Below are 25556 nucleotides of genomic sequence, written 5' to 3'. Positions count from 1 at the left end.
CGCGTCTAGAGCGCGGCGACGACCCGCGCCCTGTGCTCGGCCACGGTGCCCCACGCCGAGTACAGGGCCCGCGCCTTGCGGATCCACAGCGACGGGTCGTACTCGTCGGTGTAGCCGATCGCGCCGTGCACCTGGAGCGCGGTCTTGGCCATCCCGTAGGACGCCTCGGACGCGGCGACCTTCGCGGCGGACACGTCCCGCGCGAAGTCCGGCGTCCCGTACGCCAGCGCCGCCCCGTACACCAGCGGGCGGGCGAACTCCAGCTCGACCATCGCGCTCGCCAGATGGTGCTTGATCGCCTGGTACTCGCCGATCGGGCGGCCGAACTGCCGCCGGGTCCTGGCGTACTCGACGGACACCTCCAGCAGCGCCCGCCCGAGCCCGACCTGCTGCGCCGCGCACAGCAGCACGCCGAAGTCGGTGAACCCCGCCCCCTCGGGGACGCGGAACAGCCGCCGCGCCGGGTCGAGCGACGTCACGGCCGCCCCGGTCGCCCTGCGCTCGACGCCGTCGACGGTGAGCACCAGGTCGGCGACGTCGGCGTCCAGCGCGTGCGGGACGGCGAGCGTCACGACCGCCTCGCCCTCGGCGATGCGCGGCAGCCACGGCGACCCGCCGAGCAGCTCGGCGGCGGCGAGCGTCTCCACGTAGGGGCCGGGCGCGGCGGCCCGCCCCAGCTCCTCCGCCGCGACGGCCAGCTCGACCGGCAGCAGCCCGGCGCCGCCCGCCTCCTCCGGGACGGCCACCGCGAACGCCCCGGCCTCGGCGACCGCCGACCACAGCGCGCGCCCCGGCCCGGCGTCCCCGTCCGCCCAGGCGCGGGCCGCCTCGGCGGTGCCGGGCCCGCCCAGCAGCTTGCGCAGCGTCTCGCCGAACATCCGCTGCTCGGCGGAGAGAACGAACTTCACCGGGACCCCCTCGGCAGGCCGAGCAGCCGCTCGGCGATCACGTTGCGCTGGATCTCGTTCGTGCCCGCGTAGATGGGCCCGGCCAGCGAGAACACGTAGTTCTCCAGCCACTCGGACTCCAGCTCGCCGTCCGGGCCGAGCAGGTCGAGCGCGGTCTCGTGCAGCGCCACGTCCAGCTCCGACCAGAACACCTTGTTCAGGCTCGACTCCGCGCCGATGTCGTCGTCCCGCGAGACCGTCTCGAACCCCTTGAGCCGGTAGGCCCGCGCCCTGATCCAGGCGTCCGCGACCCGGTCCCGCAGCGCGTCGCCGGAGGCGTCCGCGCGCTCCTTCCACAGCTCGACGAGCCGCTCGGCCGCCGCGGTGAACCGCCCGGGGCTGCGCAGCGTGAGGCCGCGCTCGTTGCCGGCGGTGGCCATCGCGACCCGCCAGCCGTCCCCGGTCGTGCCGATGACGTCCTCGTCGGGGACGAAGACACTGTCGAGGAACAGCTCGGCGAACGCGGGCTTGCCGTCCAGCCGCCCGATCGGGCGGACCGTCACGCCCTCGGTGTCCAGCGGGAACATCACATAGGTGAGCCCCTTGTGTCTGTTCACTGTGGGGGGACGACCCCCCACACCCCCCGGTTCGCTCCGCTCGTTTCCGGACGACTCGGGATCGGACCGGAACAGCCCGAACCCCCGGTCGGCGAACGCGGCGCGCGAACTCCACGTCTTCTGCCCGTCCAGCAGCCATCCGCCGTCGGTGCGGGTCGCCGTCGACCGCAGGGCCGCCAGGTCACTGCCCGCGCCCGGCTCCGACCACGCCTGCGCCCAGATCACCTCGCCGGCCGCCATCGGCGGCAGGATCCGCGCGAGCTGCTCGGGCGTCCCGTGCTTGAGCAGCGTCGGCGCCAGCAGGTTGATGCCGTTCTGGCTGACCCGTCCCGGCGCCCCCGCCGCGTAGTACTCCTCCTCGAAGACCAGCCATTGCAGCACCGACGCGCCGCGCCCGCCGTACTCCTCCGGCCACGACACCACGCCCAGCCGCGCCGCCCCGAGCGTCCGCTCCCACTCCCGGTGCGCCGCGAAGCCCTCCCCGGTCTCCAGCGACGGGAGGGGGCGCGCCGGGACGTGCTCGCGCAGCCACGCCCGCACCTCGCCGCGGAACTCCTCGTCCGCCGCCCCGAACTCAAGATCCATGCGACCCTCTTTCTAACAACTGTTTGGTAGAGTAACCGCCCCTCGCCACCCCCGCCTCCCCCTCCCGCCCAGTGAGATCCAGGCGGCCGGAGAACCTTCGGGGCGCCGCCGCTTTCGCGTCTGCGGAATCCTCGTTCGTGGGGCTCATGGGCCGCCCGCCGTGACGACCGTCCCGGGCCTCGTCTGGGAGGGCGGCATGGGCGGCAAGATGCGCGCCGGCTCGGGGGAGCGGAGGTTGTGGGCGACACCGCCCGCCTCGACGTCACGGGCGATCGCGCGGGCGAGGATGCCTTCGGGGCCTCGCCGTCGGTCAGGCGACCGGGAATTCGAGAAGGAGCAGGGCCACCGGCCGGTCGAAGCCGAGCGTCGCGGTGGCCCTGGCCAGGATCACGTCCGGCTCGCGCGGGAGCTGGTCGCGCGAGCCGGCCGGACGGTCAGTCGCCGAAGTAGGCCTTGGCGACGGCGTAGGTGTCCTCGTAGAGGTGGTAGCGGGTGATCCGCCCGTCCCGGACCGTGGTGTGCAGGACGAACGCGGTGTCGATGTCCCGGCCCGTCTTCTTGACCTCGGAGACCATGTGCCCGATGAGCACGACATCGTCGCCCTCGGCGACGACCTGGTGGAGGTCGAGTTCTTTGGCCTGCACATGGGTCTGAAGCAGCTCGAAGAACGCCCGCATGCCGTCCGCCGAGTCGACCTCCGGTACCCACGGAATGCCCGGCGGGTGCGGGATCGAGAATGACACCGAGTCGGCGAACAACGCCGCCGCCTCCGCGCTCTTCCCCTCGGCGAGCAGCGGGAACAAACGCTGTACGGTCTGCGCCGGTGTTTCTGCTGTCATGCGTGCCGACCTTACAGGCCGGACCTGCGGAGCAAGCCCGCCGAGTGCGGGTCCGCGTCGGCGGCTCTCAGCTCAGCTGCTCGGCGAGTCCGACGACGATGCCCTCGGGGCCGCGGACGTAGCAGAGCCGGTAGATGTTCTCGTACTGCACGATCTCGCCGACGAGTTCGGCGCCGCGGGCCCGCAGGCGGGCGACGACGTCCTCGATGTCGTCGACGGCGAACATGACGCGACGAAGCCCGAGCGTGTTCGCCGGCGCGTCCTTCGGCTCGGGGGCGATGGCCTTCGGCCTGTGGAACCTCGCCAGCTCCACTCGCCCGGGGCCGTCCGGGACCCGCAGCATGGCGACGTCCTGCCGGACGTCGTCGAGCCCGATGACACGCTCGGCCCCGCGCCATTCGAGTGGCCCCTGGCCCTCGAGCTCCAGGCCCAGTTCGACGAAGAACGCGATGACGGCCTCAAGATCCTCGACGACGATGAGGACGTTGTCCATCCGCTGGACCGTCATGCCGGGCCTCCTCCGGGTGGCACGGCCAGTAGCCGCTTCTGGCCTTGGGACGGAGATGATAGGCCGTCCTCGGCATCCCCGGCCACGGAACAACCGCATGGTCGGCGAGGTGCGGGACGGCAAGGTTCCTGCGGGTGGGGGCCCGGCCTTGGATAATGAGGCCGGGGTCGCCTTGCCGGCGCAGGTCGGGCAAGGGGTGTACGACCTTTGACATGGTGAACCCGCTCGGGGCGAGCGGGGCGGAGGCTTTCGGGGGGCGCGTATGGTCAGCGAGAACACTGCCAGGCTGGCGGTGCTCATCGACTCCGACAACGCGCAGCCCGCGATCGTCGAGGCGCTGCTGGCCGAGGTCGCGAAGTACGGGACCGCGCACGTCAAGCGCGCCTACGGCGACTGGACCGGCACCAGCCTGCGGGGCTGGAAGGAGCAGCTGCTCGACCAGTCGATCCAGCCGATCCAGCAGTTCGCCTACACCAAGGGCAAGAACGCGACCGACGCGGCGATGGTCATCGACGCGATGGACCTGCTGTACTCGGACCGCTTCGACGGGTTCTGCCTCGTCTCCAGTGACAGCGACTTCACCCGCCTGGCCGCGCGCATCCGTGAGTCGGGCCTCACGGTGTACGGGTTCGGTGAACGCAAGACGCCCAAGCCCTTCGTGGCGGCGTGCGACAAGTTCATCTACATCGAGAACCTGCTGTACGACCAGAGTTCGACCACCCCGACCGCCGTGACGCTCAAGCCGGCGCCCCCGACACCGGCCGCCAAGCTGAAGAAGGACGCCGCCCTCGTCAACCTTCTCCGCAACGCCGTGGAGGCGGCGTCCGACGAGGACGGGTGGGCCGCCCTCGCGTCCGTCGGCCACATCATCACCAAGCAGCGCCCCGAGTTCGACTCCCGCAACTACGGCTACGTGAAGCTCAACGAGTTGATCGCCGCGACGACCCTGTTCGTCCTGGACCGCCGCAGCCCCGGTGACGGCAAGGCGAACATCATCTACGTCCGCGACAAGCGCCACCAGGACAAGAAGCCGTCCTAGCCCCCGGCCAGGCGTTCGTGCGCGACGGGTGATCGGTGGGGCATGCGATGCGGGGCACCGTCCCTCGTCCTCGACGCCAGTGCCTCCAGCGAGCGGCCGCGGGCCCTTTCAGTGCCGGGCGCCCGGTGTGAAGACGCCGATGCCGTTGGCGACCGCGCGTTCTGATCCGTCCGAGGGGGCGTTGCGGACGGTCACCGAGGGCTCGCCGGGGGATCGCGCGACGAACGTCGACGAACCGCCGCCGTCGAGGTTCACGGCGTCGTCGGCACCCGCCTTGTCCAGCAGGGACGCCAGCTCGGCGACGGTCACCCCGCCGCTCTGCTCGGACCTTCCGTCCACCACCACGAGGTAGAAGCGGCGGCCGTCGCGGCTCACCCCGGCGGCCGTGCGCGGCGCCGGGCCGGTGGCGCTCAGGCCGTCCAGCGGCCTGCCGTTCCGCAGGATCGGGAACCCGCCGACGGCGAACCGGAAGCGGACCGGCCCGGTGAAGCGGTAGGAGACCCGCACCCGGTCGCCGGGCTTGAGGCGGCGCAGCGCCTCGGCGCCCTTCTCCCTCCCGACCAGCACGGTCGTGCCGGACGGGATCGCGCCGCCGCCCACCGTGCCGGAGACGCCCGTCACCACGCCCCGGCGCACGGTCACCTCGGCGGTGTTCGTGCTGCACGGGTCGTTGCGCACCTTGTCCGTCCCGCATACGGCGCGCTGCCGGGAAACCTCCCCCCAAGCGGGGCCGAACGCCCCGACGCCGCCGACCGGGAGCGCGTACTGGTTGAGGCCGCGCAGAGCGATGGACGTCTTGCCGGAGCGGACAGTCCCGGTCAGGCGCAGGCGCGCCATGTGCCCCCGCCGGTCGGCGCCGACCCCGATGACGTCCTCGGCGGACGTGCCGGGCGGCAGCGGGGGGCCGAACCGCTGCCCGTCCGGGACGGCCCCCTTGAGCGGGCGGCCGCCGTCCACCTCCGGCCCGGACGACGACCCCGTGGGCAGCACCCCGGAATGGGTCTCGCTGATGTTGAAGAAGTCGCCGTTCACGCCCGCCACGGCGTGCTGCGCGTCCGCCATCGCCGACACCGTGCGCCGCGCGGCGACCACGGGCGGCCGCAGGAGGCCGACCCCGGCTCTGCGCAGGTCGACGCCCACCAGATCCCCGGCGACCCGGCCGCCGGCCCCGGACGTCTCGAACCTCCGGAACGTCGCGCCGGACGCGAGCTTCTCCGAGGAGGTGAACCGCACGTCCCCGACCTCGGCCGAGACCCGGGCCCGCGCCCCCGCCGCGTCCGCCCGCTCACCCGACCCCGCCCCGTCGCCGCCCGGCGGCGCCTGCGCCCGCGCGGGACCCCATCCGACCCCGACCACCACGATCGCCGCCGCTCCCACGGCCGCCCACCTGCTGCTCATCCGCCCACCTTCCATCGGCTCCCCTGCTTTTTGATCATGACGCGCGGCGGATGAAGGACAAAGGAGCCGGAGATTGACACCCGCGGAAGATCACGCGACACGCACCGGGCGGGCGGTCAGCCGAAGGTGGGGAGGCCGTAGTGGTCCTGGTCGGACGGGCGGGGGGCCTCGGGGCCGTCGCGGCCGAGGCGGAGCATGCGGCAGACGCGGACCGTGCGGAACTCGCGGCCCCGGACGCTGAACAGGTGGCCCGACGTCGCCCGGATGCCGTCGGCGATCGCGGTCCACTCGGCGAGCTCGGCGTCCGACGGGGGGTCGCCCTGGAACTCGCGGAGCCTCGGCATCAGGTCGGTGAAGTGGCGCGCCAGCCGGTCGCGGGCCTCCTCCGGGTCGTCGCCGCCGGTGAGCGGGGCCCAGGCCGCGCCGTCGACCTCCACCGCGATGAAGGTGGGCGGGAGCAGCACGACGCCGGGGTGCGTGCGGATCGCGTGCCGCGCCTCCGTGCGGATCATGTCCGGGACGGTGCCGGCGACCGGCAGCCGTCCGACGAGGTTCAGCCGGAGCTGCGCCTCCCACGGGCCGCACGGCGCCGGCGGGTCGAGCAGGTGGTCGCGCAGCAGGCCGTCGGCGGTGAGGTCGGCGTCGGTGGACCGGGGCGGCTCCATCACCCGGTCGCCGAGCAGGATGAACTTCTCCACCCGGACGACGCGGTAGCGGCGGTCGCCGATCTCCCACTCGTCCTTGGCGAGCTGCTCGCCCTCCTCTGGGTCGAGCCGCGCGGCCGCCGCGAGCATCGCCCGGACGGTCGGGGGATCGGTCTCCTGCGCGGCGGAGGTGCGGAGGTCGATCGCGAGGTTGTAGCGGGCGGTGGCCGGGCCGTCCGCGCCCAGCGACCCGATCCGCCATTCTTTCCCGAATTGCACTGCGTAACCGAACTCGGGGGATCCCGCGGGAAAGAGCTTTGGATATCCCTGAATCCGCTCACCGAGTTCCCGATCTCGGACGTCCGCGACCGGATCGAGCCGGGCCACCACGTTGATGTGATCGTACCCGTGCATCAGCGGGAAGGTCATGCCCGCATCCTGGCCGGACGCGGCACCGCTCGCACGGCTTTTCCCGCATTCGAACGCCGGAAAGATTCGGTCTTGAGAGTATTTGCGAGGTTTATTTGGCGGAGCTGTTCGGTGAGGGTGACAACGACTTTCCTATCGTCCGGATGGGGGTGAGGGCGTCCGCGAACGCTCCGGCGGGGCGCGGCGGGAGAACGGCCGCGTGAGCCGTCCGGCACGGCGGCACGGGAGCCGGCGCCGTGCCGGACGACGGTCTTACAGAGCGGGCGTCAGGGACTGCTGCAGGTGAGGGCCGGGGGCGCCTGGTTGCCGCCCGGGGCGTTGACGGTGAACCCGAACGAGGCGGACGCGCCCGGCGCGAGGTCGGCGTTCCAGCCGACCGGCTTCACCGTGACGACGTTGCCGCTCGTGCTCGGGGTTCCGTTCCACAGGCCGCTGATCTGCTGGCCCGAGCCCATCGTCAGAACGGCCGTCCACGAGCTGACCCGACTGGAGCCCGCCTTGATGGTCACCTGGCCGTTGAAGCCCGTGTCCCACTGCGCGGTGCGGGTGTAGGAGCAGGTGACGGCGCCGGGGTCGCCCGGGTCGCCGGGGTCGCCCGGGTCCGTGCCGCCCAGGGCTTCGAGGGACGCGTTGTAAGCGGGCTTCTTGCCGTAGTTGTCGTCGAACAGCAGCGCGGCGCCCTCACCGGGGAACACGTCGGGAATCCACGAGTACTTGTCGGTGATGCCCCAGACGGTGATGACGGTGCAGCGCGACACGGCGAGGCACGCGGAGACGACCTTCCTGTAGTCGTTCGCCTGGGTGGCGAGCTTGGAGCCGTCGGCGGGCGTGGACATGCGGATGTCCAGCTCGGTGATGTGGACGTCCACGCCCAGGTCGGCGAAGCGCTGCATGTTGGCCTGCATGTCGGACGGGACGTTCCCCAGCGTCAGGTGCGCCTGCAGTCCCACGCAGTCGATCGGGACGCCGCGCGCCCTGAAGTCCTTGACCATGGCGTAGACCGCATTGCTCTTCGCGTTCTGGCCGTCGATGTTGTAGTCGTTGTAGCAGAGCTTGGCGGCGGGGTCCGCCGTGCGCGCCGCCCGGAACGCCTCCTCGATGTAGCCGTCGCCCATGACGCGCTGGAACACCGAGTCGCGCCGCGCGCCGGAACCGTCCTGGAACGCCTCGTTGACCACGTCCCAGTAGGCGATCTTGCCCGCGAAGTGGCCGGCCTCCTTCGCGATGTGGTTGCGCATGGCGCTCAGCAGGTCGTCCCGGGACGAGATGCCGCCGGCCCAGCCCGGCAGCTGGTTGTGCCACACGAGGGTGTGCCCGCGGATCTTCATGCCCTGGGCCTGGGCGTGGCCGACGATCTGGTCGGCGGCGCCGAAGTTGAACGAGTTCCTGGACGGCTCGGTGGTGTCCCACTTCATCTCGTTCTCGGGCGTGAGCTGGTTGAACTCGCGGTCGAGCGTGGAGGCGTACGCCGATTCGCCCAGGTGGGCCTGGGCGGCGGCGGTGCCGAAGACCCGGCCCTTGGCGGCGGCGGCCTCCTTGAGCGTGCCCGGGGCGGCCTCCTTGATCGTGGCCAGGGCGGGAGGCGCGACGGCCACCGGCGCCGCCAGGAGCAGTGCGCCCGCGCTGAGCAGCGCGATGAATGCTCTCCTCATGGTCTCGTTCTCCTTGCAGGGGTGGGAGGATGAGGGGCTTCGAAAAGTTTCGATACTTTTCGACAACCGACAGGAAAGTAACCCCGGGGGTCCCGGGCGTCAACCGGTTGTTTCCTGTTTTCAAAGGGCAGGCATGCACAGGGTGTGCCCTACCGCGGAACCGTCCTTCGAAATGTTTCGATGCCTCAGCCGTGGTCCGGTCCCACCCTCCCCGCGCGGCCGGTCGCTGATGGGCATCGCGTCCGCGTCGCCGCCGCGACGGTCAGAAAAGGGTGCGTAAAAATACCCGCCGCGGACCAATGAAAGATCGATCGATAGGGCATCTCATAAGAGAGCGACGAAACGGATTCATTCATTAGACGAGTGATTTCTGTTTTCAACCGAAAAGTGATCCGTGGTGCCGTGGGGCGCCGCGGGGAAGGGAGATCGATGGACTCTTCGGCAGTGCCGCGCGCCGACCTCGTGCTGGAGGGCGGCGGCGTGAAGGGCATCGCGCTGGTCGGCGCGATCGCCGAGACGCAGGCGCGGGGGTACCGGCTCGGCGCGCCGGCCCGCGTCGCCGGGACGTCCGCCGGCGCGATCGTCGGAGCGCTGCTGGCGGCCGGGATGCCGGTCCCGGAGATGGTCGAGTTGATGCGCGGGCTCGACTACCGGTCGTTCCAGGACGGCTCGCGCTTCGCCGTCGTCCGGGGCCTGTCCCTGCTCACCACTCTCGGACTGCACAAGGGCGACGCCCTGCACGGGTGGATCTCGGCGCGCCTGAAGGAATGCGGCGTCGAGACGTTCGGGCAGTTGAAAATGCACGACCCCGATTCGGCGCTCCCGCCGCGGCACGCCTACAAACTCGTCGTCGTGGTCTCCGACATCAGCAGCGGGCGAATGGTCCGCCTGCCGTGGGACTACGAGCGGTACGGACTGGACCCCGACGAGCAGCCCGTCGCGGACGCGGTGCGCGCCTCGGCGTCCATCCCGGTGTTCTTCCGGCCGCGCCGCGTCCGCCGGATCGACGGTCGCGCATGCGTCCAGGTGGACGGCGGAATGCTCTCCAACTACCCGATCACCATCTTCGACCGGGAGGACCGCGAGCCCCGCTGGCCGACGTTCGGCGTGAAGCTGTCGGCCCGTCCCCTGCCCGGCGGCGTCTTCCCGCAGTGGCGCTCCGTCCGCGGCCCCGCCGGCTACGGCCGCGCACTAGTGACGACGATGGCGGAGGCGCACGACAGGGTGCAGATGGACGAGCCGGCCATCGTGGCCCGCACGATGTTCGCCCACACCGGCGGCGTCCTCGCCACCGACTTCGACCTCGACGCCGCCACCCGCGACCGTCTCTATGCGGCCGGTCGCGAGGCCGCGGCCCGCTTCCTGGACGACTGGGACCACCGCGCCTACCTGGCGCGCCACCGCACGTCCCGTCCCCTCGCGCGCCCGGCGACCGACTGAGCCGCGTGATTTGTCGAATCTACGTACTTACGTAATAGTGAAGCGGTGACAGAGGAGACGCTGGCGGAACGCGTCGCGCGCCTGGAGGAGCGCGTGACCGCGCTCGAAGGGACCCCGCCCGGCGCCGGACGCCCGGAACCGGCCGGCACGTTCTGGGCCCTGGACGCCCTGAAGGAGCGGGTCGCCGAGCCCGGCGCGGTGCTGTTCACCGGCTCGGTGACGCTCCCGTCCGGGGAGCACTACGAATGGCAGCAGGGGCACCCGACCGGCGACCTGCTGGCGGACGACTGGTCGCAGAACGCCGAGACGCTGTCGGCGCTCGCACACCCCGTCCGGCTGCTGCTGCTCCGGGAGATCCTGCAGGGCGCGCGCACCGCCGCCGAGCTGGCCGCCCACGAGAGCCTCGGCACGACCGGGCAGCTCTACCACCATCTTCGCCAGCTGGTCGCGGCCGGGTGGCTGCGCACCACCGGGCGCGGGCGCTACAGCGTCCCCGGCGAACGGGTGGTGCCGATTCTCACCGTGCTGGCGGCCACCCGCCGCTGACCGACCCGATGGAGGGACGATGCCCAGGACACTCGCACGATTCAGGACGCTGTTCATCCTGCTTGGGCTGGTGCCGGCCCTCACCGCGCCCCTGCACGGCATCGACGTGCTCGCGTGGCTCGGGATGGCCCTCATCGTGGCCGGGTTCGTCGTGTTCTTCGTGCGCAGCGGCCCCTCGGACACCGAACCGGTCGCCCTGCGCAGCCCGGTCGAAGGACGCTGGGTGCCCGTCAACAGCCCCGCCGACAAGGTGCCCAGCCACGGAACCCACGAGCTGGGCCAGACCTACGCGATCGACCTGGTCCACGTCCCGGACGGCGGCTGGAGCGCTCTGCGGAGCCGGCCCCTCGCGGCGCGTCCGGACACGTTCCCCTCGTTCGGGCGGGACGTCCTCGCACCGGCCGACGGCGTCGTCGTCCAGGTGAGCGGGTGGCAGCGCGACCACTGGAGCCGGAACTCCTGGCCCGGCGTCGTCTACCTGATGGTCGAGGGGATGGTGTTCCGCCAGCTGCTGTCGCTCCTGACGCTGTCGGCGGGCAGGTTCGTCGTCGGCAACTCCGTCACCCTCGACCTCGGCGACGGCGTGTACGCGGTCTTCGCCCACCTGCGCCGCGGCTCGCCGCGCGTCTCCAAGGGCGACCGCGTCCGGGCCGGGGACGTCCTCGGCGAGGTCGGCAACTCCGGAAACTCCTCCGAGCCGCACCTGCACTTCCACCTCATGGACCGCCCGCGCCCGATGGCCGCCGCCGGCCTGCCGTTCGCGTTCCCCTACGAGAGCGGCGGCGAGACCCGGACCGGCGTCCCCGGCGGCCGCCGCCCCTTCACCACCGCGGCCGGCGCGCCGGCCCGCTGAAGACGAGCCCGCGTCAGAGCGTGGTGGCCAGCTCGTCGAGGGCGGTGGTGAGCACGTCCACGCCCTTCAGGAACTCGGCGATCTCGATGTGCTCCTCGTCGGAGTGGTCCAGCGAGCTGTCGCCCGGCCCGTACGTCGCCATGGGCACGTCCCAGTGCGGCGCGACGGTGTTCATGTCGGAGGTGCCGGTCTTGAGGGTCGGCCGCGGCGTCCCGCCGTGCCGCCGGATCGCGGCCGACACCGCCCGGACCACCGGGTCGGTCCGCCCGCGGCGCACCGCCGGGACGTGCCGGACGACCGTGACCTCCCCGCCGTCCGCGCGGGCGCGCAGCCGCGCGGCCAGGGCCTGCGCGTCGTACCCGGGCGGGACGCGGCAGTCGACGTCGAGCCGCGCCTCGGTGAGGTCGCCGCGGACGCCGCGCAGGGTGGCGGCGGGCAGCCCGAAGGCGCCGTGGTCGCGCTCGGGGCCGAGCGCCTCCAGCAGGTCGTGCCAGAACGCCACCGCGACCTCGGTGGCCTTGGCGGCGGGGTTGGTGGAGTGCGTCGCGGCGCGGGCCACCCGGTACTCGATGTCGATCTTGCCCTTGTAGCCGAGCACCACCCGCGACCAGCCGCTCGGCTCCCCGACCAGCAGCGCGTCCGGCGCGGGGACGGTGCGCGCCAGGTGCTCGCCGCCCCGCGACAGCCGCTCCTCCTCGACCGCGCCCACCACCCGCAGCGTGCCGGGGAACGAGGGCCGGGCCGCCGCCGCGCTGATCATCGCGGCGAGCGGCCCCTTGGCGTCGGCGGCGCCCCGGCCGACGAGGCGGCCGCCCTCGCGCCGCGCCGGCAGCGGCCGGTCGACGGTGTCGAGATGGCTGAGCAGCATCACCACCGGTCCCCGGCCGGTGCCGATGTCGCCGATCACGTTGCCGGCCTCGTCGCGTCCCGCGGCCATGCCGAGGTCGTTCATGACCTTCTCCAGGTACCGCGCCAGCTCGTCCTCCCGGCCGGACGGGGAGGGGATGGACAGCATGGCGTGCAGCAGGTCGACGGGGCCGCTCATATGATCTCCAGTGTCGTGCCGGCGCCGTCCAGGGCCGCGGTGACCGGGCGGGGGAGCCGCCCGTCGCCGATCGACACCCGGGGGACGCCCGCGAGCAGGGCCTCGCGGGAGGCGATGAGCTTGCGGTGCATGCCGCCGCTCGCCGCGTGGGGGACGGGGCCCTCGCGCGGAAGCGGGCAGCGGTCGAGCAGGGAGTCCTCGTCGGACGCGTCGCGCAGCACGCCCGGCGCCGCGGTCAGCAGGACCAGCCGCTCGGCGCGCAGCGCGCCCGCGACCGCCGCCGCGACCCGGTCGGCGTCCACGTTCACCGGCGCGCCGTCCTCGCCCAGCGCGGGCGGCGACACCACCGGGACGAACCCGGCCCCGACCAGCACGTTCAGTACCCGGGGCCGAACGCCGGTGAGCCGCCCGCTGTGGTCGTCCCGGACGATGACGGTGCGGCCGTCGCGCACGGTGCGCTGCGCGGGCTTGCGCCGCGCCCGCAGCAGCCCGCCGTCCAGCCCCGTCAGCCCCACGGCCGGGACGCCGTTCGCGGCCAGGGCGCGTAGCAGCCGCGGCTTGACCCGCCCGGCGAGCGCCAGCGTGAGCACCTCCAGCATGGCCGGATCGGTGTGCCGGCTGCTCACGCCGCTCGGTGACACGAGGGTGCGGGCGGGCACGCCGAGGTCCCCGGCGAGCCGGTCGACGTCGGCGGCGCCGCCGTGCACGAGGACGACCCGGCCCGCGAGCCCGGCGAGGTCCGCGCACACCGCCTCGGCGGGCACCGCGCCGCCGCACTTCACCACGACGATCCCCATCAGACCGGAGCCCATCAGACCGGGTGCAGGCCGGGGAACCCCAGGCCCAGGGTCTCGGGCTGGCCGGTGCGGATGTTCAGGCACTGCACCGCGGCGCCCGCCCCGCCCTTCACCAGGTTGTCCAGCGCGGCGATCGCGGTGATCCGGTCGCCGTCCACCGCGAAGCCGACGTCGCAGTAGTTGGAGCCGGACAGCAGCTTCGGATCGGGGAGCCGGTGCGTCCCCGTGCGGTGCGCGACGATCCGGACGAACGGCTCGCCGGCGTAGCGCTCGCGGTAGGCGCGGCGGACGGCCCGCTCGTCGACGGAGCCGGTGCCGGTGGCGTGGCAGACGACCTGCACTCCGCGCACGGCCTCGACCCCGGTGGCGGTCATCCTCGCGTTCAGCCCGGTCAGGCGCGCCACCTCCGCCTCGTGGCGGTGCCGCACCGGGGCGAACACCCGCAGCGCGCCGCTGCGCTCGGCGTGCAGGTTGGCGTCCCCGGCGAGCGCGCCCGACCCGCTCGACCCGGTGCGCGCGTCGACGTGCACGTCCGGGCCGATCAGCCCGGTCAGGGGGTGCAGCGCGAGGATCGCCGCGGCGGCCATGCACCCGGGCACGCTGATGAGGTCGGCCTCGGCCAGCTCCGCGCGGAACAGCTCGGGGACGCCGGGGACGAACGCGCCGAGCAGCTCTGCCGCGGTGTGCGGGACGCCGTAGTACCGCTCGTAGACGGCGGGGTCGGGGTCGCGGAAGTCCCCCGAGAGGTCGATGACCGTCTTGGCCCGTCCCCTCATCTCGGGCAGCAGGCCCATGGTGGCCTTGTGCGGGGTCGCCATGAGCAGCACGTCGCAGGCGTCGAGGTCGTCGGGGGCGCTGAACAGCAGGTCGGTCTGGGCCCGCAGGTTGGGGTGGACGGAGTCCACGCGGCGGCCGGGGAACCGGGTCGAGACCGCGTGCGCGACCTCCGTCCCCGGATGGCCGATGAGCAGCCGCAGCAGCTCGCCGCCGAGGTAGCCGGCGGCGCCCATGACGGCGGCCCGGATCACGCCGCCTCCAGCACGTGGGAGACGATCGCGTCCGCGACGTCCACGTCCTCGCCGTGCGCGTCCTGGAACCCGCGGAACTCGACGTTGTGGTTGACCTCCAGGACGAGCGGCCCCCGCGGCCCCTCGATCAGGTCGACGCCCAGGATCCCGCCGCCCACGGCCCGCGCTGCCCGCAGAGCCGGCTCGACCAGCTCGGGCGTGAGCGGGCAGGGCTCGGAGCGCGCGCCCCGGGCGGTGTTGGTGCGCCAGCCGTCCGCGTAGCGGTACGTCGCGCCCACGACCGTGTCCCCGGCCACGATCACCCGGATGTCGCGTCCCGGTTTGTCGACGAGTTCCTGCAGGTAGACGATGTGCTGGAGCGGTGAGGGCAGGGCGGCCCGGTGCTCCAGGACGGTCTGCGCCGCGTCCCGGTCGCGCACCGCCGCCGCGAGCCGTCCCCACGATCCCGTCAGCGGTTTGATCACCAGGGGGAAGCCCAGCCGCTCGGCGGCCGCGGCGCCCTCGTCGGGGGTGAGCGCGACCGCCGTGCGCGGCGCCGGGACGCCGGCGCGCTCCAGCTCCAGCGAGGTGCGCAGCTTGTCGCCGCAGACGGCGATCACCTCCGACCGGTTGACCGTCGGCACCCCGCGCGCCTCCAGGAGCATCGACGCGTAGAGGCCGCGGCTGTGGGAGATCTCCCGGTTCAGCGCCGCCGCGTAGAGCGGCCCGTCCGCGTCCGCCGACCGGCCGCCCGGCGCCGTCCCCCCGCCCAGTTCGGCGCTGAACCGGCGGGTGTCCACGTGCGCGTACGGCACCCCGCGGCGCTCCAGCGCGGTGAAGATGCGCTTCTCCTCGTACCGCACCCGGGAGGCCAGCACGGCCACCGGCCTCACTCGCCCCAGTCCTCCTCGATCTCGGGGGCGAGCGCGAGGGTCACCGGCTCCAGGCCGACCACCTCCAGCTCGCTGGAGCAGTCGGCGCACTGCGCGATCTCGCTGAGCCGGACCGGCTCGGCGAGCTGGACCGGGCCCTCACACTCGGGACAGGTCTGGGTCATGGGTGCCACCTCCATGGGTTCCGCTGGTCAGGTTCAGCGCCGCGGCGACGACCGCGTCCGCCGTGATGCCGTACCGGTCGAGCAGGTCCTCCTGGCCGCCCGCGCGCTCGGCGAACGTGTCGGGCATGCCGACGCGCGCCACCCGGGCGGGCGCGTGCTCGGCGAGGGTCTCGGCGACGGCGCCGCCGAGGCCGCCCGAGCGCCAGTGCTCCTCGACGGTGACGACGCCCGCGGTGCCCTCGGCCGCCGCGACCACGGCCGCGGCGTCGAGCGGGCGCAGCGTGTGCAGGTTGAGGACGGCGGCCCGCACGCCCCGCCCGGCGAGCCGGTCGGCGGCGTGCGCCGCGGCCAGCACCGGATGCGGTCCGCAGGCGATGAGCGCCACGTCCCCGCCGCGCCGCAGCCACTGCGCCCGGCCGATCTCGAAGGGGCCGCCCCCGGGAGCCGCGCCGTCCAGGCCGGGGGTGGCCGACCGGCCGAGCCGGATGTAGACGGGGCCGGGCAGCGCCGCGCTCTGCCGGACGGCCTCGCCCGCCTGCCCCGCGTCGCCCGGGACGACCACGGTGAAGCCGGGCAGCGCCCGCATGACGGCCAGGTCCTCCAGCGCGTGGTGGGTCGGGCCGAGGTGCCCGGCGGCCAGCCCGCCGTGGGTGGCGACGATGCGGACGGGCAGCGCGTTGTACGCGATGTCGATCTTGATGGCCTCCAGCGCCCGGGTCGCGGCGAAGGTCGCCATCGTCGTGACGTACGGGACGTTCCCGCTGGCGGCCAGGCCCGCGGCCGTGCCCATGAGGTTGTGCTCGGCGATGCCGAGGTTGAGGTAGCGGCCGGGGACCTCGGCGAAGGCGGCCGCATCGAACAGCCCGGTGTCGCTGTCCAGGCAGTACAGCCGGTCGTCGGCGCGCATCAGCTCCGGCAGCAGGTCGCGGTACACCTCCCGCGCGGAGCGCGGCCGGGACGTCTCGTGGGGGGCGGGGCGGTCGGCCGTCATGAGACGGCCCTCCTGCGCCGGGCCCGGAGCACGGCCAGGGACCGTTCGGCCTGGCGGCCGCTCAGCTTGGCGTAGTGGCTGCGCGTCTTCGCCTCCAGCGACGGCAGGCCGCGCCCCTTGACCGTGCGGGCGATGACCGCCACCGGAGGCCCCTCCCCGGTCACGCCGGGGGCGAGCGCCTCCCGCAGCGCGCCGAAGTCGTGGCCGTCCACCTCGCGCACCGTCCAGCCGAAGCTGCGCCAGCGGTCCGCCAGCGGCTCCAGTCCGATCGCGTCCTCGGTGGGGCCGGTGATCTGAAGGCGGTTGCGGTCGACGACGGCCGTGAGGTTGCCGAGGCGGAGCGCGGCCGAGGCCATGGCCGCCTCCCAGACCGCGCCCTCCTGCAGCTCGCCGTCCCCGAGGACGGCGAAGCAGCGGCGGCCCCGGTCGGCGACCGCGAACCCGTTGGCGAGCGCGAGCCCGTGCCCGAGCGATCCGGTGGGCATCTCCACCCCGGGCACCGCGCGGACCGGATGGCCCATCAGCCTGCTGCCCGGCCGGGAGTAGTCCGCCAGCTCCGCGACGGGGAAGAAGCCCCGCTCGGCCAGCACCGCGTACAGGCACATCGCGCCGTGCCCCTTGCTGAGGAGGAAGATGTCACGCTCCACCGCGGCGGGACGGCGCGGATCGACCCGCATCACCTCGAAGTACAGCAGGGTGAGGATCTCCACCAGCGACATCGACCCGCCGAGGTGGCCGCCCTCCGGCCCGGCGCACATCCGCACGATGTGCTCGCGGACCCGGTGGGCGACCGCCGGCAGGTCCGCCGCCGGCGGATCGGCCGGTGCCTGCGCGCCCATCAGCGCCCGCCGGGAAGCGAGGTGAGCACGAAATGGCCGGGCAGGTGGACGGCCAGGCCCTCGCGGATCTCGGCCACCAGCGCGTCCCCGTCCAGCCGGATCGTCGAGGACCGGCGGTCCAGCAGCGTCGCGGCGGCGGTGAAGTCGCCGACCAGGGCCGTGCCCGCGGGCACCATGCGGGTCCGGCCGACCTTGACGCCCTGCACGGCGAGCCGTTCCAGGAACGCGCCGTCCCCCACGAGCGGCCACCAGTCGTCGGGGTGCATGACGATCCCGTCCGCCGACCCGCCGTACCACTCGCACAGCGCCGCCGTCGCCAGCAGCGTCCGGGCGGCGGACCCGCCGTCCGCCGGGTCGGCGGGACGGCGCCGTAACCCGGGGACGCGCAGCAGGCCCTGAATCGGTCCCGTTCCGTTGAGCAGGACGTCGTTCTCCGCCGTGCCGAGCCGCACCAGCAGGCGGTAGTCGACGAACGCGGCGAGCGCGGCGGGGTCGGCGAGGATCTCCTTGGGCACCGGAACCGAGGCCCGCACGACCTGCGTCCGGACGGTCGCGGAGCCCACCTCGAACTCCCACTCGGGGGCGGCGTCGTCCGGCGAGGTGTTCTCGGCCCGCTCGGTGAAGACGGTGACCTCGTCGGCGTCCACGACGGCCTTGCGGAGCAGGTGCCGGACGGTGAGGCGCGGACGACGTCTGGCCGGCGGGAACAGGTCGCTGATGGAGGCGCGCAGCCCGACCGCCGCGTCCGGGCCGTGCCGCGCGTGGGCGAGCGCGAACTCCTCGCCGGGGCTGCGCCGGGTCAGCTCGGGATCGTCCAGCATCATGCGCACGTCGGACATGGGCACATCGGACATGGTCAGACCCCCAGGGAACGGCCGCCGTCGACGACCTGGACGGTGCCGGTCACGAAGCTCGCGCGGGCGCTCAGCAGGAACACCCCGGCCGCCGCGACCTCCTCCGGACGGGCGACCCGGCCGAGCGGGATGCCCGCCTCCCGCGCGACGCGGGCGGTCTCGGCCTCGTGCTCGCCGGTGATGCCGGACAGCAGCGCGTCCGTCGCGGTGTACCCGGGCGCGAGGACGTTGACGGTGACGTCCCCGGGGCCGAGCTCGTGCACGAGGGTCTTGGCGTAGCCGACCAGCCCGGTCCGCACGATCCCCGACAGCGCGAAGGCGGGGATGAGGTCGCGGATCGTCTCGCTGGTGACCATCAGCACCCGGCCCCAGCCGGCCTCCCGCAGGTGCGGGAGCGCGGCCTGCACGAGCCCGATGTGGGAGACCATCCCGAGGTCGAGCGCGGCGCGGTAGTCGTCCGGGCCGAACGCCCCGGTCGGCCCGGCGGGCGGCCCGCCCGCGTTGGTGACCATGATGTGCACGGCGCCGTGCTCGGCCGCGGCGTCGTCCACCCAGGCCCGCGCCGCCGCGGTGTCGCGCACGTCCAGCGGGCGGGTCCCGACCTCCGCGCCGAGGTCGGCGAGGATCCCGTCGCGGGCCTTGGCCAGCCGGCCGGGGTCGCGGCCCGCGATCGACACCGTGGCGCCCTCGCGCACCAGGTCGCGGGCGATCGCGAGCCCGATGCCCGCCGACCCGCCCGCGACCAGGGCCACCTTGCCGTTCAGTCCGAGGTCCACGTCACACCCTCTTCTCGTAGCCGTACCGGTGCAGCAGCGGGAGCGCCATGAGCGTGGTCGCGGAACGCTGGGGGCGCGGGAGCGCGGCGTGCCACCTGCGGTCCTCCTCGATCCGGGTCCGGCCGCGGCCGAAGCGGTCGGGGTTGCCGGTGACCGTGTGGTTGCCGCCGAGCTCGACCGTCCCGTCGGCGTCGACGGGGTTCGGCCCCTCGTGCCCGAGCAGGTCGAGGATGGTGCCGACGGCGGCGCGGGGGCTGCGCACCAGGGTCTCGTAGCGCATGTGCAGCGAGCGGTCCCGGTGCGCGCGGCCGACCGCCTCGGCCGCCAGGTTGAAGCCGGTCCAGTGCCAGGTGCTGTTCAGCGCGGAGCGGCGGCCCGTGTACGCCTTGGGCCGAAGCCACGACCAGGCGACCGCGCGGGGATCGCGGATCAGGTGGACGTAGCTGCCCTCGACGCCCGGCAGGGACGCCAGCAGCGCGGCGTCCGAGGCGAACTTGGAGCTGTCGACGATGACGCGCGCCCCCGAGACCCGGGCGATGGCGCGGTAGGTGGCGGCGAGCGCGTCCGGCCACCCGTTGCGCGGCGGGTCGCGCAGCACCCGCCAGGTGTGCCGGGTCCGGTAGGCCTCCTGCCAGGCGACGACCTCGGCGGCGTGCCGTTCCAGGGGCGTCCCGGGCGGGCGGACCTCCTCCAGCACCTCGGACCAGAACGGGCATTCGCGGTGGCCGAGCCCGCAGCCGCACCTGCCGTTGCTGCCCGTTCCGAGAACCCCGTTCAGCCAGAGAAAACGCAGTTCGCCGACGTGCACGATGCCCGGGGCCTCGGCGAGGACGTTGCCCAGCATGGTGCTGCCGCTGCGACACCAACCGGTGATGTAAAGCACCTTCATTGGCAAACCGCGACCCTCCGGGGTGTACCGGCACAAGCTGGTCGGGAACATAAAAACATGATCTTCCGTAAAGTGGAACCGTCACGCGAGGAAGAGGATTGATTCGTCTTTTTGTGACTTCATGACATAACAGAGGGCGGTCGTGATGGCGGGGGCGACCAGCGCTCCGCAATATCGGCGGGCGTCAGCCGTCCCAGCCGGGACGCTCGGTGATCTCGACGGCGGCGCACGTCCAGGCGAACCCGGCGCCGATCCCGACCAGCAGCACCCGGTCGCCCGGCCCCACCCGCCCGGTCTCGACCAGATGGGTCAGGCCGGTGAGCTGGTCGGCCGCGCCGACGTGGCCGGTGCGGCGGCCCCAGTCCCAGGTGGTGCGCTCCACGTCCAGGCCGAGCGGCTCGGCGTACCGGGTGCGCAGCACGTGCAGGCCGACGTTGGGGAAGGCGAAGCGGGAGACGTCGGCGAGCTTCAGCCCGGCCTCGTCCAGCGTCCGTCCGACGGCCTCGCTCAGACCGGAGGTGGTCCGCTCCGCCAGGCTCCCCACCAGTTGCCTCGCGTGCGCGGCGAAGGCGGCGCGGCGGGCGCGCACGTCCACCCGGCGGCCGGGCGCCGCGGCGAACGGCTCGTCGCCGCGGTACATGCCCTCCAGCGCGGTGTCGACGACCGTCGAGACGGCCAGCAGCCGGGCGAAGCCCTCCCGGGCCAGCACCGCCGCCGCCGCGCCGTCCCCGTAGACGATGCCGCGCACGTCCCCGCGCCACCGGTCGAACCCGGGGTCGGTGAACCGGTCCGCGGTCGTGACCAGGGCGGACGCGCGGGAGGCGTCGGCGGCCAGGTAGGAGGCGGCCAGTTCCAGCGCGCCGAGGGCGCCCGCGCACATCTGCTGGACGTCCAGCGCGGGCGCGCGCCGGCCGTCGTCGCCGAGGACCTCGCGGTGCACGTACGAGGCGGCCGGCCAGTAGTCGACGCCCTGGAACCAGGCCGACGCGTGCAGCAGGAGCGCGACGCCGGACGGCGGGAGCCCGGACCGGTCCAGCGCGAGGCGCGCCGCCGCGGCCGCCATCTCCGGCGGGGCCTCGTCGGTGGCGACGGCGACGGAGGCGTACGCGTCGGCCTTCCGGTCGTCGGCGTCGTAGCGGCCGCCGTCCACCGCCCCGTCCACCTCCACGGCCTCGGGAAGCCGGTGGGCGAGCCCGGCGAGGAACAGACCGTCGCAGCGCATGTGCGGACCTCCGAGAGGGTGACGGCAAACAAATCACACATTATGTTGATCTTCTTTGCGGGGCGAGAGCCGTTTCCGGTGGCGGAGGGAGATCGCAGTGGGCGACGGACGGCACTCGGTGCCGCTACCCGGAACGCGATGGTCGGTTTGGCGAGATGTGCTGATCCGCTCCACCGGATTCCCCGCGGACGGGCTCGCGCTTTTCGCCGCGCCGGAATGCGCCGCCACCGCCGACGACTTTCTCGACGGCGCCACCGGTGAAACCGAATTCACGCAGGCCATGGACACCGCATTGGCGGACGCGAGCCGCGCCGCCGCGAAGATCGCCGCCGATCCGCTGTTCCGCGAGGCGGTGACATGGCAGAACCCCGCCGCCGCGGTGCATTTGGCACGTCTCGCCGACGGCCCGGCCGTCCGGCCGGGCAAGAACCCGAGGCTGGAGCGCAAGAAGCGGCGGGGGCGGGAGAACACGCTCGTCCGCTACTGGCAGCGCTACTGCGGCAAGAACGACACCGCCGGGTTCTTCGGCCCCGTCGCCTGGGGCACGCTAGACCCCGAGGCGACGGACGCGGTCGAGGCGCGGCCCGGTGGGGGGCTGGTGCGGTCCCGCAGGGTCGACTACGAGTTCTGGGCACTGGAGGCGTACGTCGCCGCACTCCTGGACGACCCGGACGTGGCGCGGTGGCTGCCCGCCGGCGTCCACCCGCACCTGCTCGCCGACGGAGACCGCGTCCTGCGTCCGGGGGAGGGCCCGCGCCCCCTGACCGCCGCCGAGGCCGAGGTGGTGTCCCGCTGCGACGGCACCCGCGCCGTGGCCGAGATCGCCTCCGACCCGCACCTGGCCACCGCGCTGGATCGGCTGGTGGACGACGGAATCGTCTGGCGGGGCGTGAACATGCCGTACAACCCGAGGGCGGAAAGCGTGCTGCGCGGCACCCTCAACGCGATTCCCGAGCCGAAGGCCCGGGAACGGGCGCTGGCCGGACTCGCCCGGCTCGACCGGGCGCGCGCGTCCGTGGCCGCCGCGGCGGGCGACGCCGACGCCCTGGCCGCCGCCCTGGAACGCCTGGACACCGAGTTCACCGCCGTCACCGGGGCGGAGCCGGAGCGGCGCAGCGGGCAGATGTACGCGGGGCGGCGGCTCTGCTACGAGGACACCGTCCGCGACCTGGACGTCACGTTCGGCCGCCCGCTCCTGGACGCGCTGTCCGGCCCGTTCGGGTCCGTCCTGCTGCCCGCCGCGCGCTGGCTCTCGGCCACTCTCGCGGACGCCTACGACGCCGCCTTCCGCGACCTGTACCGCGACCTGCTCGAACCGGGCGCCGACGGCGTGCCGATGCCGGTGTTCTGGGACGCCGCCCAGGCCCTGCTGACGGGGCACGACCGCCCGGTGGACTCGGTCGCCGCCGAGTTCGCCCGCCGCTGGAACGCGCTGTTCGGGCTGGACGGCGCGCCGGGCGAGCGCCGCCTGGCCTTCACCGCCGCCGACCTGGACGAGCCCGCCGCCCGGCTGTTCGCCGCCGAGCGTCCCGGCTGGGCGGGCGCCCGCATCCACAGTCCCGACCTGTGCCTCGGCGCGGCCGGCGCCGAGGCGATGGCGGCGGGGGAGTTCACCCTCGTCCTCGGCGAGATGCACACCGCGTGGCCGACCCTGGACTGCGCCGTGTTCGCCGACCGGCACCCCGACCCGGGCCGGCTGCGCGCCGCGGCGGCCGAGGACATCGGCCCCCAGTTCCGGCCGCTGTACCCGACCTGGTGGCCCCACTACACCGCGCGCATCGCGCCCGTCCTCGGCGTCACCGACCACCAGCTCGGGTTCGCCGCGGCCCCCGGAGCCGATCCCGCCCGCGCCCTGCCGCTCGTCGCGCTCACCGTGTCCGAGCACGCCGGAACCCTGGAGGTCACCGGACCGGACGGGCTCCGGTGCCCGCTCCGCGAGGTGTTCGCGCTGCTGTTCGGCTGGCTCGGCGCCGAGGCGTTCAAGCTCGCCGGCGCCGGCCCCCACCACCCGCGGCTCACCCTGGACGGGCTCGTCGTGGCCCGCGAGACCTGGCGCACGACCGTCGGCGGGACGGGCATCGCGCCCGCGCACGGCGCCCGCGAGTACCTCGCCGCCCGCCGCCTGCGCCGCTCCCTCGGCATGCCCGAACGCGTCTTCGCGAAGGTCGGCACGGAGGTCAAACCGGTGTACGTCGACTTCACCGGCCCCCGGTACGTCTCCTCGTTCGCCACGCTGCTCCGCGCCGCCCGCGCGTCCTCCGGCGACGACGTCCCCGTCGTCTTCACCGAACTCCTGCCGGACCTGGACGAATCGTGGCTGCCCGACGCGAAGGGTCGGCGCTACAGCTGCGAGCTGCGCCTTCAGCTCTGCGACCCGGAACGTCCCTGAGCGCGGAAGGCGACCAGCGCCAGGAGCATGCAGCCGGTGAACGCCACCCCGGCCGTGAACGCGTCCCGCATGCCGTCCACCTTCGACGAACCGGCGTGGTCCACGGTGACCAGGACGGCGACGCCCAGCGACCCGCCGATCTGCTGCATGCTCTGCAGCAGCGCCGAGGCGGCCCCGGACTCCCCGGGCGGCACCGACCGCATCGCCACGAACGTCGCCGCCACCGCCACCAGCCCCGTCCCCGCCCCGAACAGCAGCACCGGCCCGAGGATCATCGCGAGGTAGGAGCTGTCCCGCGCCACCTGGGTCAGCCACACCATCCCGGCCACGCACAGCACGGCCCCGGCCGCCATGATCGGCCGCGGCCCGTACCGGGGCAGCAGGCCGGGCACCGCCCTGCTGGCGGCGATCAGCGCGATCGTCGTCGGCAGGAACCCGAACCCCGTCGCCAGCGGCCCGTACCCCAGCACCCCCTGGACGTAGAGCGTCAGGAAGAACAGCATCCCGCTCATGGCCGCCGTGAGAAGGAACCGCATGAGGAAGGCGCCCACCCGGTCCCGGTCGGCGAACAGCCCCAGCGGCACGATCGGCTGCCGCGCCCGCGCCTCGACCACCGGGAACAGCACCAGCAGCGCCCCCGCCCCGCAGAAGGCGCCCACCGTGAGCGCCCCGGACCATCCCTGCTCGGCGGCGCGGATGAACCCGTACACCAGCAGCGTCGACCCGAGGGTGCACGTGAGCGCCCCGCCCACGTCGAACCGCCCCTCCTGCCTGGCCGACTCCCGCACGACCCGCGGCACGAGCAGCACGATCGCGAGGCCCACCGGCACGTTGACGAACAGCACGGCCCGCCAGGACGCCCACGCCGTCAGGACGCCCCCGAGCACCAGCCCGGCGACCATCCCCACACTCGCGACCATGGAGAACGCGGCCAGCGCACGGCTCCTGCGCTCCGCGTCCTGGAACGTCGTCGCGATGAGCGCCAGCGCCCCCGGACCCGCGAGCGCGGCCCCGACCCCCTGCGTCGCCCGGGCCGCCAGCAGCCACCCCGGCGAGACCGCGAGCCCCCCGACCAGTGAGGCGACGGTGAACACCCCGACCCCCGCGACGAACACCCGCCGGTGCCCGAGCAGATCGCCGGCCCGTCCCCCGAGCAGCAGCAACCCCCCGAACGCGAGCGTGTAGGCGTTGACCACCCACGAGAGCCCGGCGTCGCTGAAGCCGAGCCCCCGCTGGATCCCGGGCAACGCGATGTTCACGATCGAGGCGTCGACCACCAACGTGAGCTGGCACCCGCACAGCAACGCCAGCGCCACCCCCCCGCCGCCCGCAGCCGCAGGACGCCGACCAGACGCTTTCGCAGGGAGCATGGGTCTCCTCACCAGGAGCAGTCAGCCCAAAAGCTAACCAACATCCCACCAACCCCCAAATCCGGTCTCAGCGGCGGTTGTAGTGAGCGATGATCACGCCCTTGGGGGTCGTTACGCTTCCGGTCAGGTCGAACTCGGTCAGCGGGGCGGGGCCTTCGAAGAGGCGCCTGCCGGCGCCGAGGGTCAGCGGGTGGATCAGCAGCGTGTAGCGGTCGATCAGGCCGGCGGCGTGCAGGCTCTGGACCAGTGAGGCGCTGCCGTTGATCGCGAGATCGCCGCCGGGCCGGGCCTTCAGCTCCGCGACCGTCTCGGCGGCCTCGCCGCGCAGGAGGATCGAGTTCTGCCACGCGTCCACGTCGTCCAGCGTCCTCGACGCCACGTACTTCGTGGCCGCGTTCATGTGCTCGGTGAACGGGTTGCCGTCGGTGGCCCGTCCCCACGCGCGGAGGAAGTCCTCCCACGTCCGGCGGCCGAACAGCATGTGCCCGGCGTTGGCCATCCCCTTGGCCATCTCGCGGCCCATCACCTCGTCGTTGTACCGCGGGCCCCAGCCTCCGTGGGCGAAGCCGCCGCGGGTGTCCTCGTCCGGGCGCCCCAGGCCCTGGACGACTCCATCGAGGGTGACGAACATCGTGACGCTGATCGAACGCATCGAGCTGATCCCTTCCGTGGCGCGGGCCGTCCTGCTGCGGCCCCTCACCCCCTACACGAACGACCACCCCCGAAATCGACACTGCTGCGGCGAGACCTCAACCGAGTTCGCACTGCCGAGCGGGGCGAGCCTCAGGGCGGATCGGGCAGTGAACTCGGCGCCCAAGAATGTGGTCCGTGCGTAAGGGTCGTCGAAGCGCTTCGCTCAAACCTCGGACGGTGGGCCGGATTC

Annotated in this window: 25 protein-coding genes; 5 read left to right on the top strand and 20 right to left on the bottom strand. The window is 73.6% G+C overall.

Going from position 1 to position 25556, the window contains the following annotated elements; all coding sequences use genetic code 11:
• Positions 1 to 5: 5 nt before the first annotated feature.
• The 4 genes from BJ999_RS33860 to BJ999_RS33845 all read right to left on the bottom strand — a co-directional run bounded on the left by BJ999_RS33860 (position 6) and on the right by BJ999_RS33845 (position 3436).
• The gene (locus tag BJ999_RS33860) at positions 6 to 908 is read right to left on the bottom strand and encodes an acyl-CoA dehydrogenase family protein (RefSeq protein ID WP_179837028.1); all 903 of its coding nucleotides are present in this window, start codon (positions 906 to 908) and stop codon (positions 6 to 8) included.
• Positions 905 to 2089, bottom strand: coding sequence for an acyl-CoA dehydrogenase family protein (locus BJ999_RS33855; protein WP_179837027.1), 1185 nt, complete (start codon positions 2087 to 2089; stop codon positions 905 to 907). The genes BJ999_RS33860 and BJ999_RS33855 overlap by 4 nt, the downstream gene beginning before the upstream one ends.
• A 434-nt stretch (positions 2090 to 2523) precedes the next feature.
• A complete protein-coding gene (locus BJ999_RS33850) occupies positions 2524 to 2928 on the bottom strand; it encodes a nuclear transport factor 2 family protein (RefSeq protein ID WP_179837026.1) in 405 nt (134 codons plus the stop codon).
• 67 nt (positions 2929 to 2995) lie between these two features.
• Entirely contained in the window at positions 2996 to 3436 is a 441-nt protein-coding gene (locus BJ999_RS33845; protein ID WP_179837025.1) for a VOC family protein, read from the bottom strand.
• Positions 3437 to 3698: 262 nt separating this feature from the next.
• Here BJ999_RS33845 and BJ999_RS33840 point away from each other — a divergent pair, with 262 nt between their 5' ends.
• Complete coding sequence (locus BJ999_RS33840) at positions 3699 to 4475, top strand: NYN domain-containing protein (protein WP_179837024.1); 777 nt, start codon at positions 3699 to 3701, stop codon at positions 4473 to 4475.
• A 108-nt stretch (positions 4476 to 4583) separates the two neighbouring features.
• On the opposite strand, the gene BJ999_RS33835 is transcribed toward BJ999_RS33840, so the two are convergent.
• The 3 genes from BJ999_RS33835 to BJ999_RS33825 all read right to left on the bottom strand — a co-directional run bounded on the left by BJ999_RS33835 (position 4584) and on the right by BJ999_RS33825 (position 8598).
• Positions 4584 to 5873, bottom strand: a complete 1290-nt coding sequence (locus BJ999_RS33835) for a phosphodiester glycosidase family protein (RefSeq protein WP_179837023.1) — start codon at positions 5871 to 5873, stop codon at positions 4584 to 4586.
• Positions 5874 to 5989: 116 nt separating this feature from the next.
• Entirely contained in the window at positions 5990 to 6946 is a 957-nt protein-coding gene (locus BJ999_RS33830; protein WP_179837022.1) for a DUF5954 family protein, read from the bottom strand.
• 266 nt (positions 6947 to 7212) lie between these two features.
• Positions 7213 to 8598 carry a glycoside hydrolase family 10 protein gene (locus BJ999_RS33825; RefSeq protein ID WP_179837021.1) on the bottom strand — a complete coding sequence of 462 codons (1386 nt, stop codon included), beginning with the start codon at positions 8596 to 8598 and terminating at the stop codon, positions 7213 to 7215.
• A gap of 429 nt (positions 8599 to 9027) precedes the next feature.
• Here BJ999_RS33825 and BJ999_RS33820 point away from each other — a divergent pair, with 429 nt between their 5' ends.
• From BJ999_RS33820 to BJ999_RS33810, 3 genes are read left to right on the top strand one after another with little or no spacing between them, the layout of a single operon-like run.
• On the top strand, positions 9028 to 10038 hold the full coding sequence (locus tag BJ999_RS33820; RefSeq protein ID WP_179837020.1) for a patatin-like phospholipase family protein: 1011 nt from the start codon (positions 9028 to 9030) through the stop codon (positions 10036 to 10038).
• A 45-nt stretch (positions 10039 to 10083) separates the two neighbouring features.
• Positions 10084 to 10584, top strand: coding sequence for an ArsR/SmtB family transcription factor (locus BJ999_RS33815; protein WP_179837019.1), 501 nt, complete (start codon positions 10084 to 10086; stop codon positions 10582 to 10584).
• Between the two features lie 19 nt (positions 10585 to 10603).
• Positions 10604 to 11437: a M23 family metallopeptidase gene (locus BJ999_RS33810; RefSeq protein WP_179837018.1), complete on the top strand. Its 834-nt coding sequence runs from the start codon at positions 10604 to 10606 to the stop codon at positions 11435 to 11437.
• A gap of 13 nt (positions 11438 to 11450) precedes the next feature.
• Here BJ999_RS33810 and BJ999_RS33805 read toward each other — a convergent pair whose 3' ends face one another.
• The 11 genes from BJ999_RS33805 to BJ999_RS33755 all read right to left on the bottom strand — a co-directional run bounded on the left by BJ999_RS33805 (position 11451) and on the right by BJ999_RS33755 (position 20914).
• Positions 11451 to 12482 carry a M20/M25/M40 family metallo-hydrolase gene (locus BJ999_RS33805; RefSeq protein ID WP_179837017.1) on the bottom strand — a complete coding sequence of 344 codons (1032 nt, stop codon included), beginning with the start codon at positions 12480 to 12482 and terminating at the stop codon, positions 11451 to 11453.
• Positions 12479 to 13294 carry a [LysW]-aminoadipate kinase gene (locus BJ999_RS33800; protein ID WP_179837016.1) on the bottom strand — a complete coding sequence of 272 codons (816 nt, stop codon included), beginning with the start codon at positions 13292 to 13294 and terminating at the stop codon, positions 12479 to 12481. The genes BJ999_RS33805 and BJ999_RS33800 overlap by 4 nt, the downstream gene beginning before the upstream one ends.
• Positions 13294 to 14307 carry an N-acetyl-gamma-glutamyl-phosphate reductase gene (gene argC / locus BJ999_RS33795; RefSeq protein WP_179837015.1) on the bottom strand — a complete coding sequence of 338 codons (1014 nt, stop codon included), beginning with the start codon at positions 14305 to 14307 and terminating at the stop codon, positions 13294 to 13296. The genes BJ999_RS33800 and argC overlap by 1 nt, the downstream gene beginning before the upstream one ends.
• Entirely contained in the window at positions 14304 to 15179 is an 876-nt protein-coding gene (lysX, locus tag BJ999_RS33790; protein WP_218935364.1) for a lysine biosynthesis protein LysX, read from the bottom strand. The genes argC and lysX overlap by 4 nt, the downstream gene beginning before the upstream one ends.
• Complete coding sequence (lysW, locus tag BJ999_RS33785; RefSeq protein WP_141582295.1) at positions 15176 to 15343, bottom strand: lysine biosynthesis protein LysW; 168 nt, start codon at positions 15341 to 15343, stop codon at positions 15176 to 15178. The genes lysX and lysW overlap by 4 nt, the downstream gene beginning before the upstream one ends.
• Positions 15318 to 16334 carry a transketolase family protein gene (locus BJ999_RS33780; protein ID WP_179837014.1) on the bottom strand — a complete coding sequence of 339 codons (1017 nt, stop codon included), beginning with the start codon at positions 16332 to 16334 and terminating at the stop codon, positions 15318 to 15320. The genes lysW and BJ999_RS33780 overlap by 26 nt, the downstream gene beginning before the upstream one ends.
• Positions 16331 to 17173, bottom strand: coding sequence for a transketolase (locus BJ999_RS33775; protein WP_179837013.1), 843 nt, complete (start codon positions 17171 to 17173; stop codon positions 16331 to 16333). Before BJ999_RS33775 ends, BJ999_RS33780 begins: the two co-directional genes overlap by 4 nt.
• Entirely contained in the window at positions 17173 to 18012 is an 840-nt protein-coding gene (locus tag BJ999_RS33770; protein ID WP_179837012.1) for a family 3 encapsulin nanocompartment shell protein, read from the bottom strand. Before BJ999_RS33770 ends, BJ999_RS33775 begins: the two co-directional genes overlap by 1 nt.
• 17 nt (positions 18013 to 18029) lie before the next feature.
• On the bottom strand, positions 18030 to 18803 hold the full coding sequence (locus BJ999_RS33765; RefSeq protein ID WP_179837011.1) for an SDR family NAD(P)-dependent oxidoreductase: 774 nt from the start codon (positions 18801 to 18803) through the stop codon (positions 18030 to 18032).
• Between the two features lies 1 nt (position 18804).
• Positions 18805 to 19692: a sulfotransferase gene (locus BJ999_RS33760; RefSeq protein WP_218935362.1), complete on the bottom strand. Its 888-nt coding sequence runs from the start codon at positions 19690 to 19692 to the stop codon at positions 18805 to 18807.
• 184 nt (positions 19693 to 19876) lie between these two features.
• The gene (locus BJ999_RS33755) at positions 19877 to 20914 is read right to left on the bottom strand and encodes a ketoacyl-ACP synthase III family protein (protein ID WP_179837009.1); all 1038 of its coding nucleotides are present in this window, start codon (positions 20912 to 20914) and stop codon (positions 19877 to 19879) included.
• Between the two features lie 157 nt (positions 20915 to 21071).
• On the opposite strand from BJ999_RS33755, the gene BJ999_RS33750 reads away from it, so the two are divergent.
• Positions 21072 to 23303 carry a lantibiotic dehydratase gene (locus BJ999_RS33750; RefSeq protein ID WP_229809953.1) on the top strand — a complete coding sequence of 744 codons (2232 nt, stop codon included), beginning with the start codon at positions 21072 to 21074 and terminating at the stop codon, positions 23301 to 23303.
• Here BJ999_RS33750 and BJ999_RS33745 read toward each other — a convergent pair.
• Both BJ999_RS33745 and BJ999_RS33740 read right to left on the bottom strand, forming a co-directional pair.
• Positions 23276 to 24619 carry an MFS transporter gene (locus BJ999_RS33745; RefSeq protein WP_218935360.1) on the bottom strand — a complete coding sequence of 448 codons (1344 nt, stop codon included), beginning with the start codon at positions 24617 to 24619 and terminating at the stop codon, positions 23276 to 23278. The genes BJ999_RS33750 and BJ999_RS33745 overlap by 28 nt on opposite strands.
• A gap of 121 nt (positions 24620 to 24740) precedes the next feature.
• Positions 24741 to 25325: a dihydrofolate reductase family protein gene (locus tag BJ999_RS33740; RefSeq protein ID WP_179837006.1), complete on the bottom strand. Its 585-nt coding sequence runs from the start codon at positions 25323 to 25325 to the stop codon at positions 24741 to 24743.
• Between the last annotated feature and the right edge of the window lie 231 nt (positions 25326 to 25556).

It is taken from the genome of Actinomadura citrea (genome assembly GCF_013409045.1).
Taxonomy (GTDB): domain Bacteria; phylum Actinomycetota; class Actinomycetes; order Streptosporangiales; family Streptosporangiaceae; genus Spirillospora; species Spirillospora citrea.
This window is presented reverse-complemented; position numbering and strand designations above follow the sequence as displayed.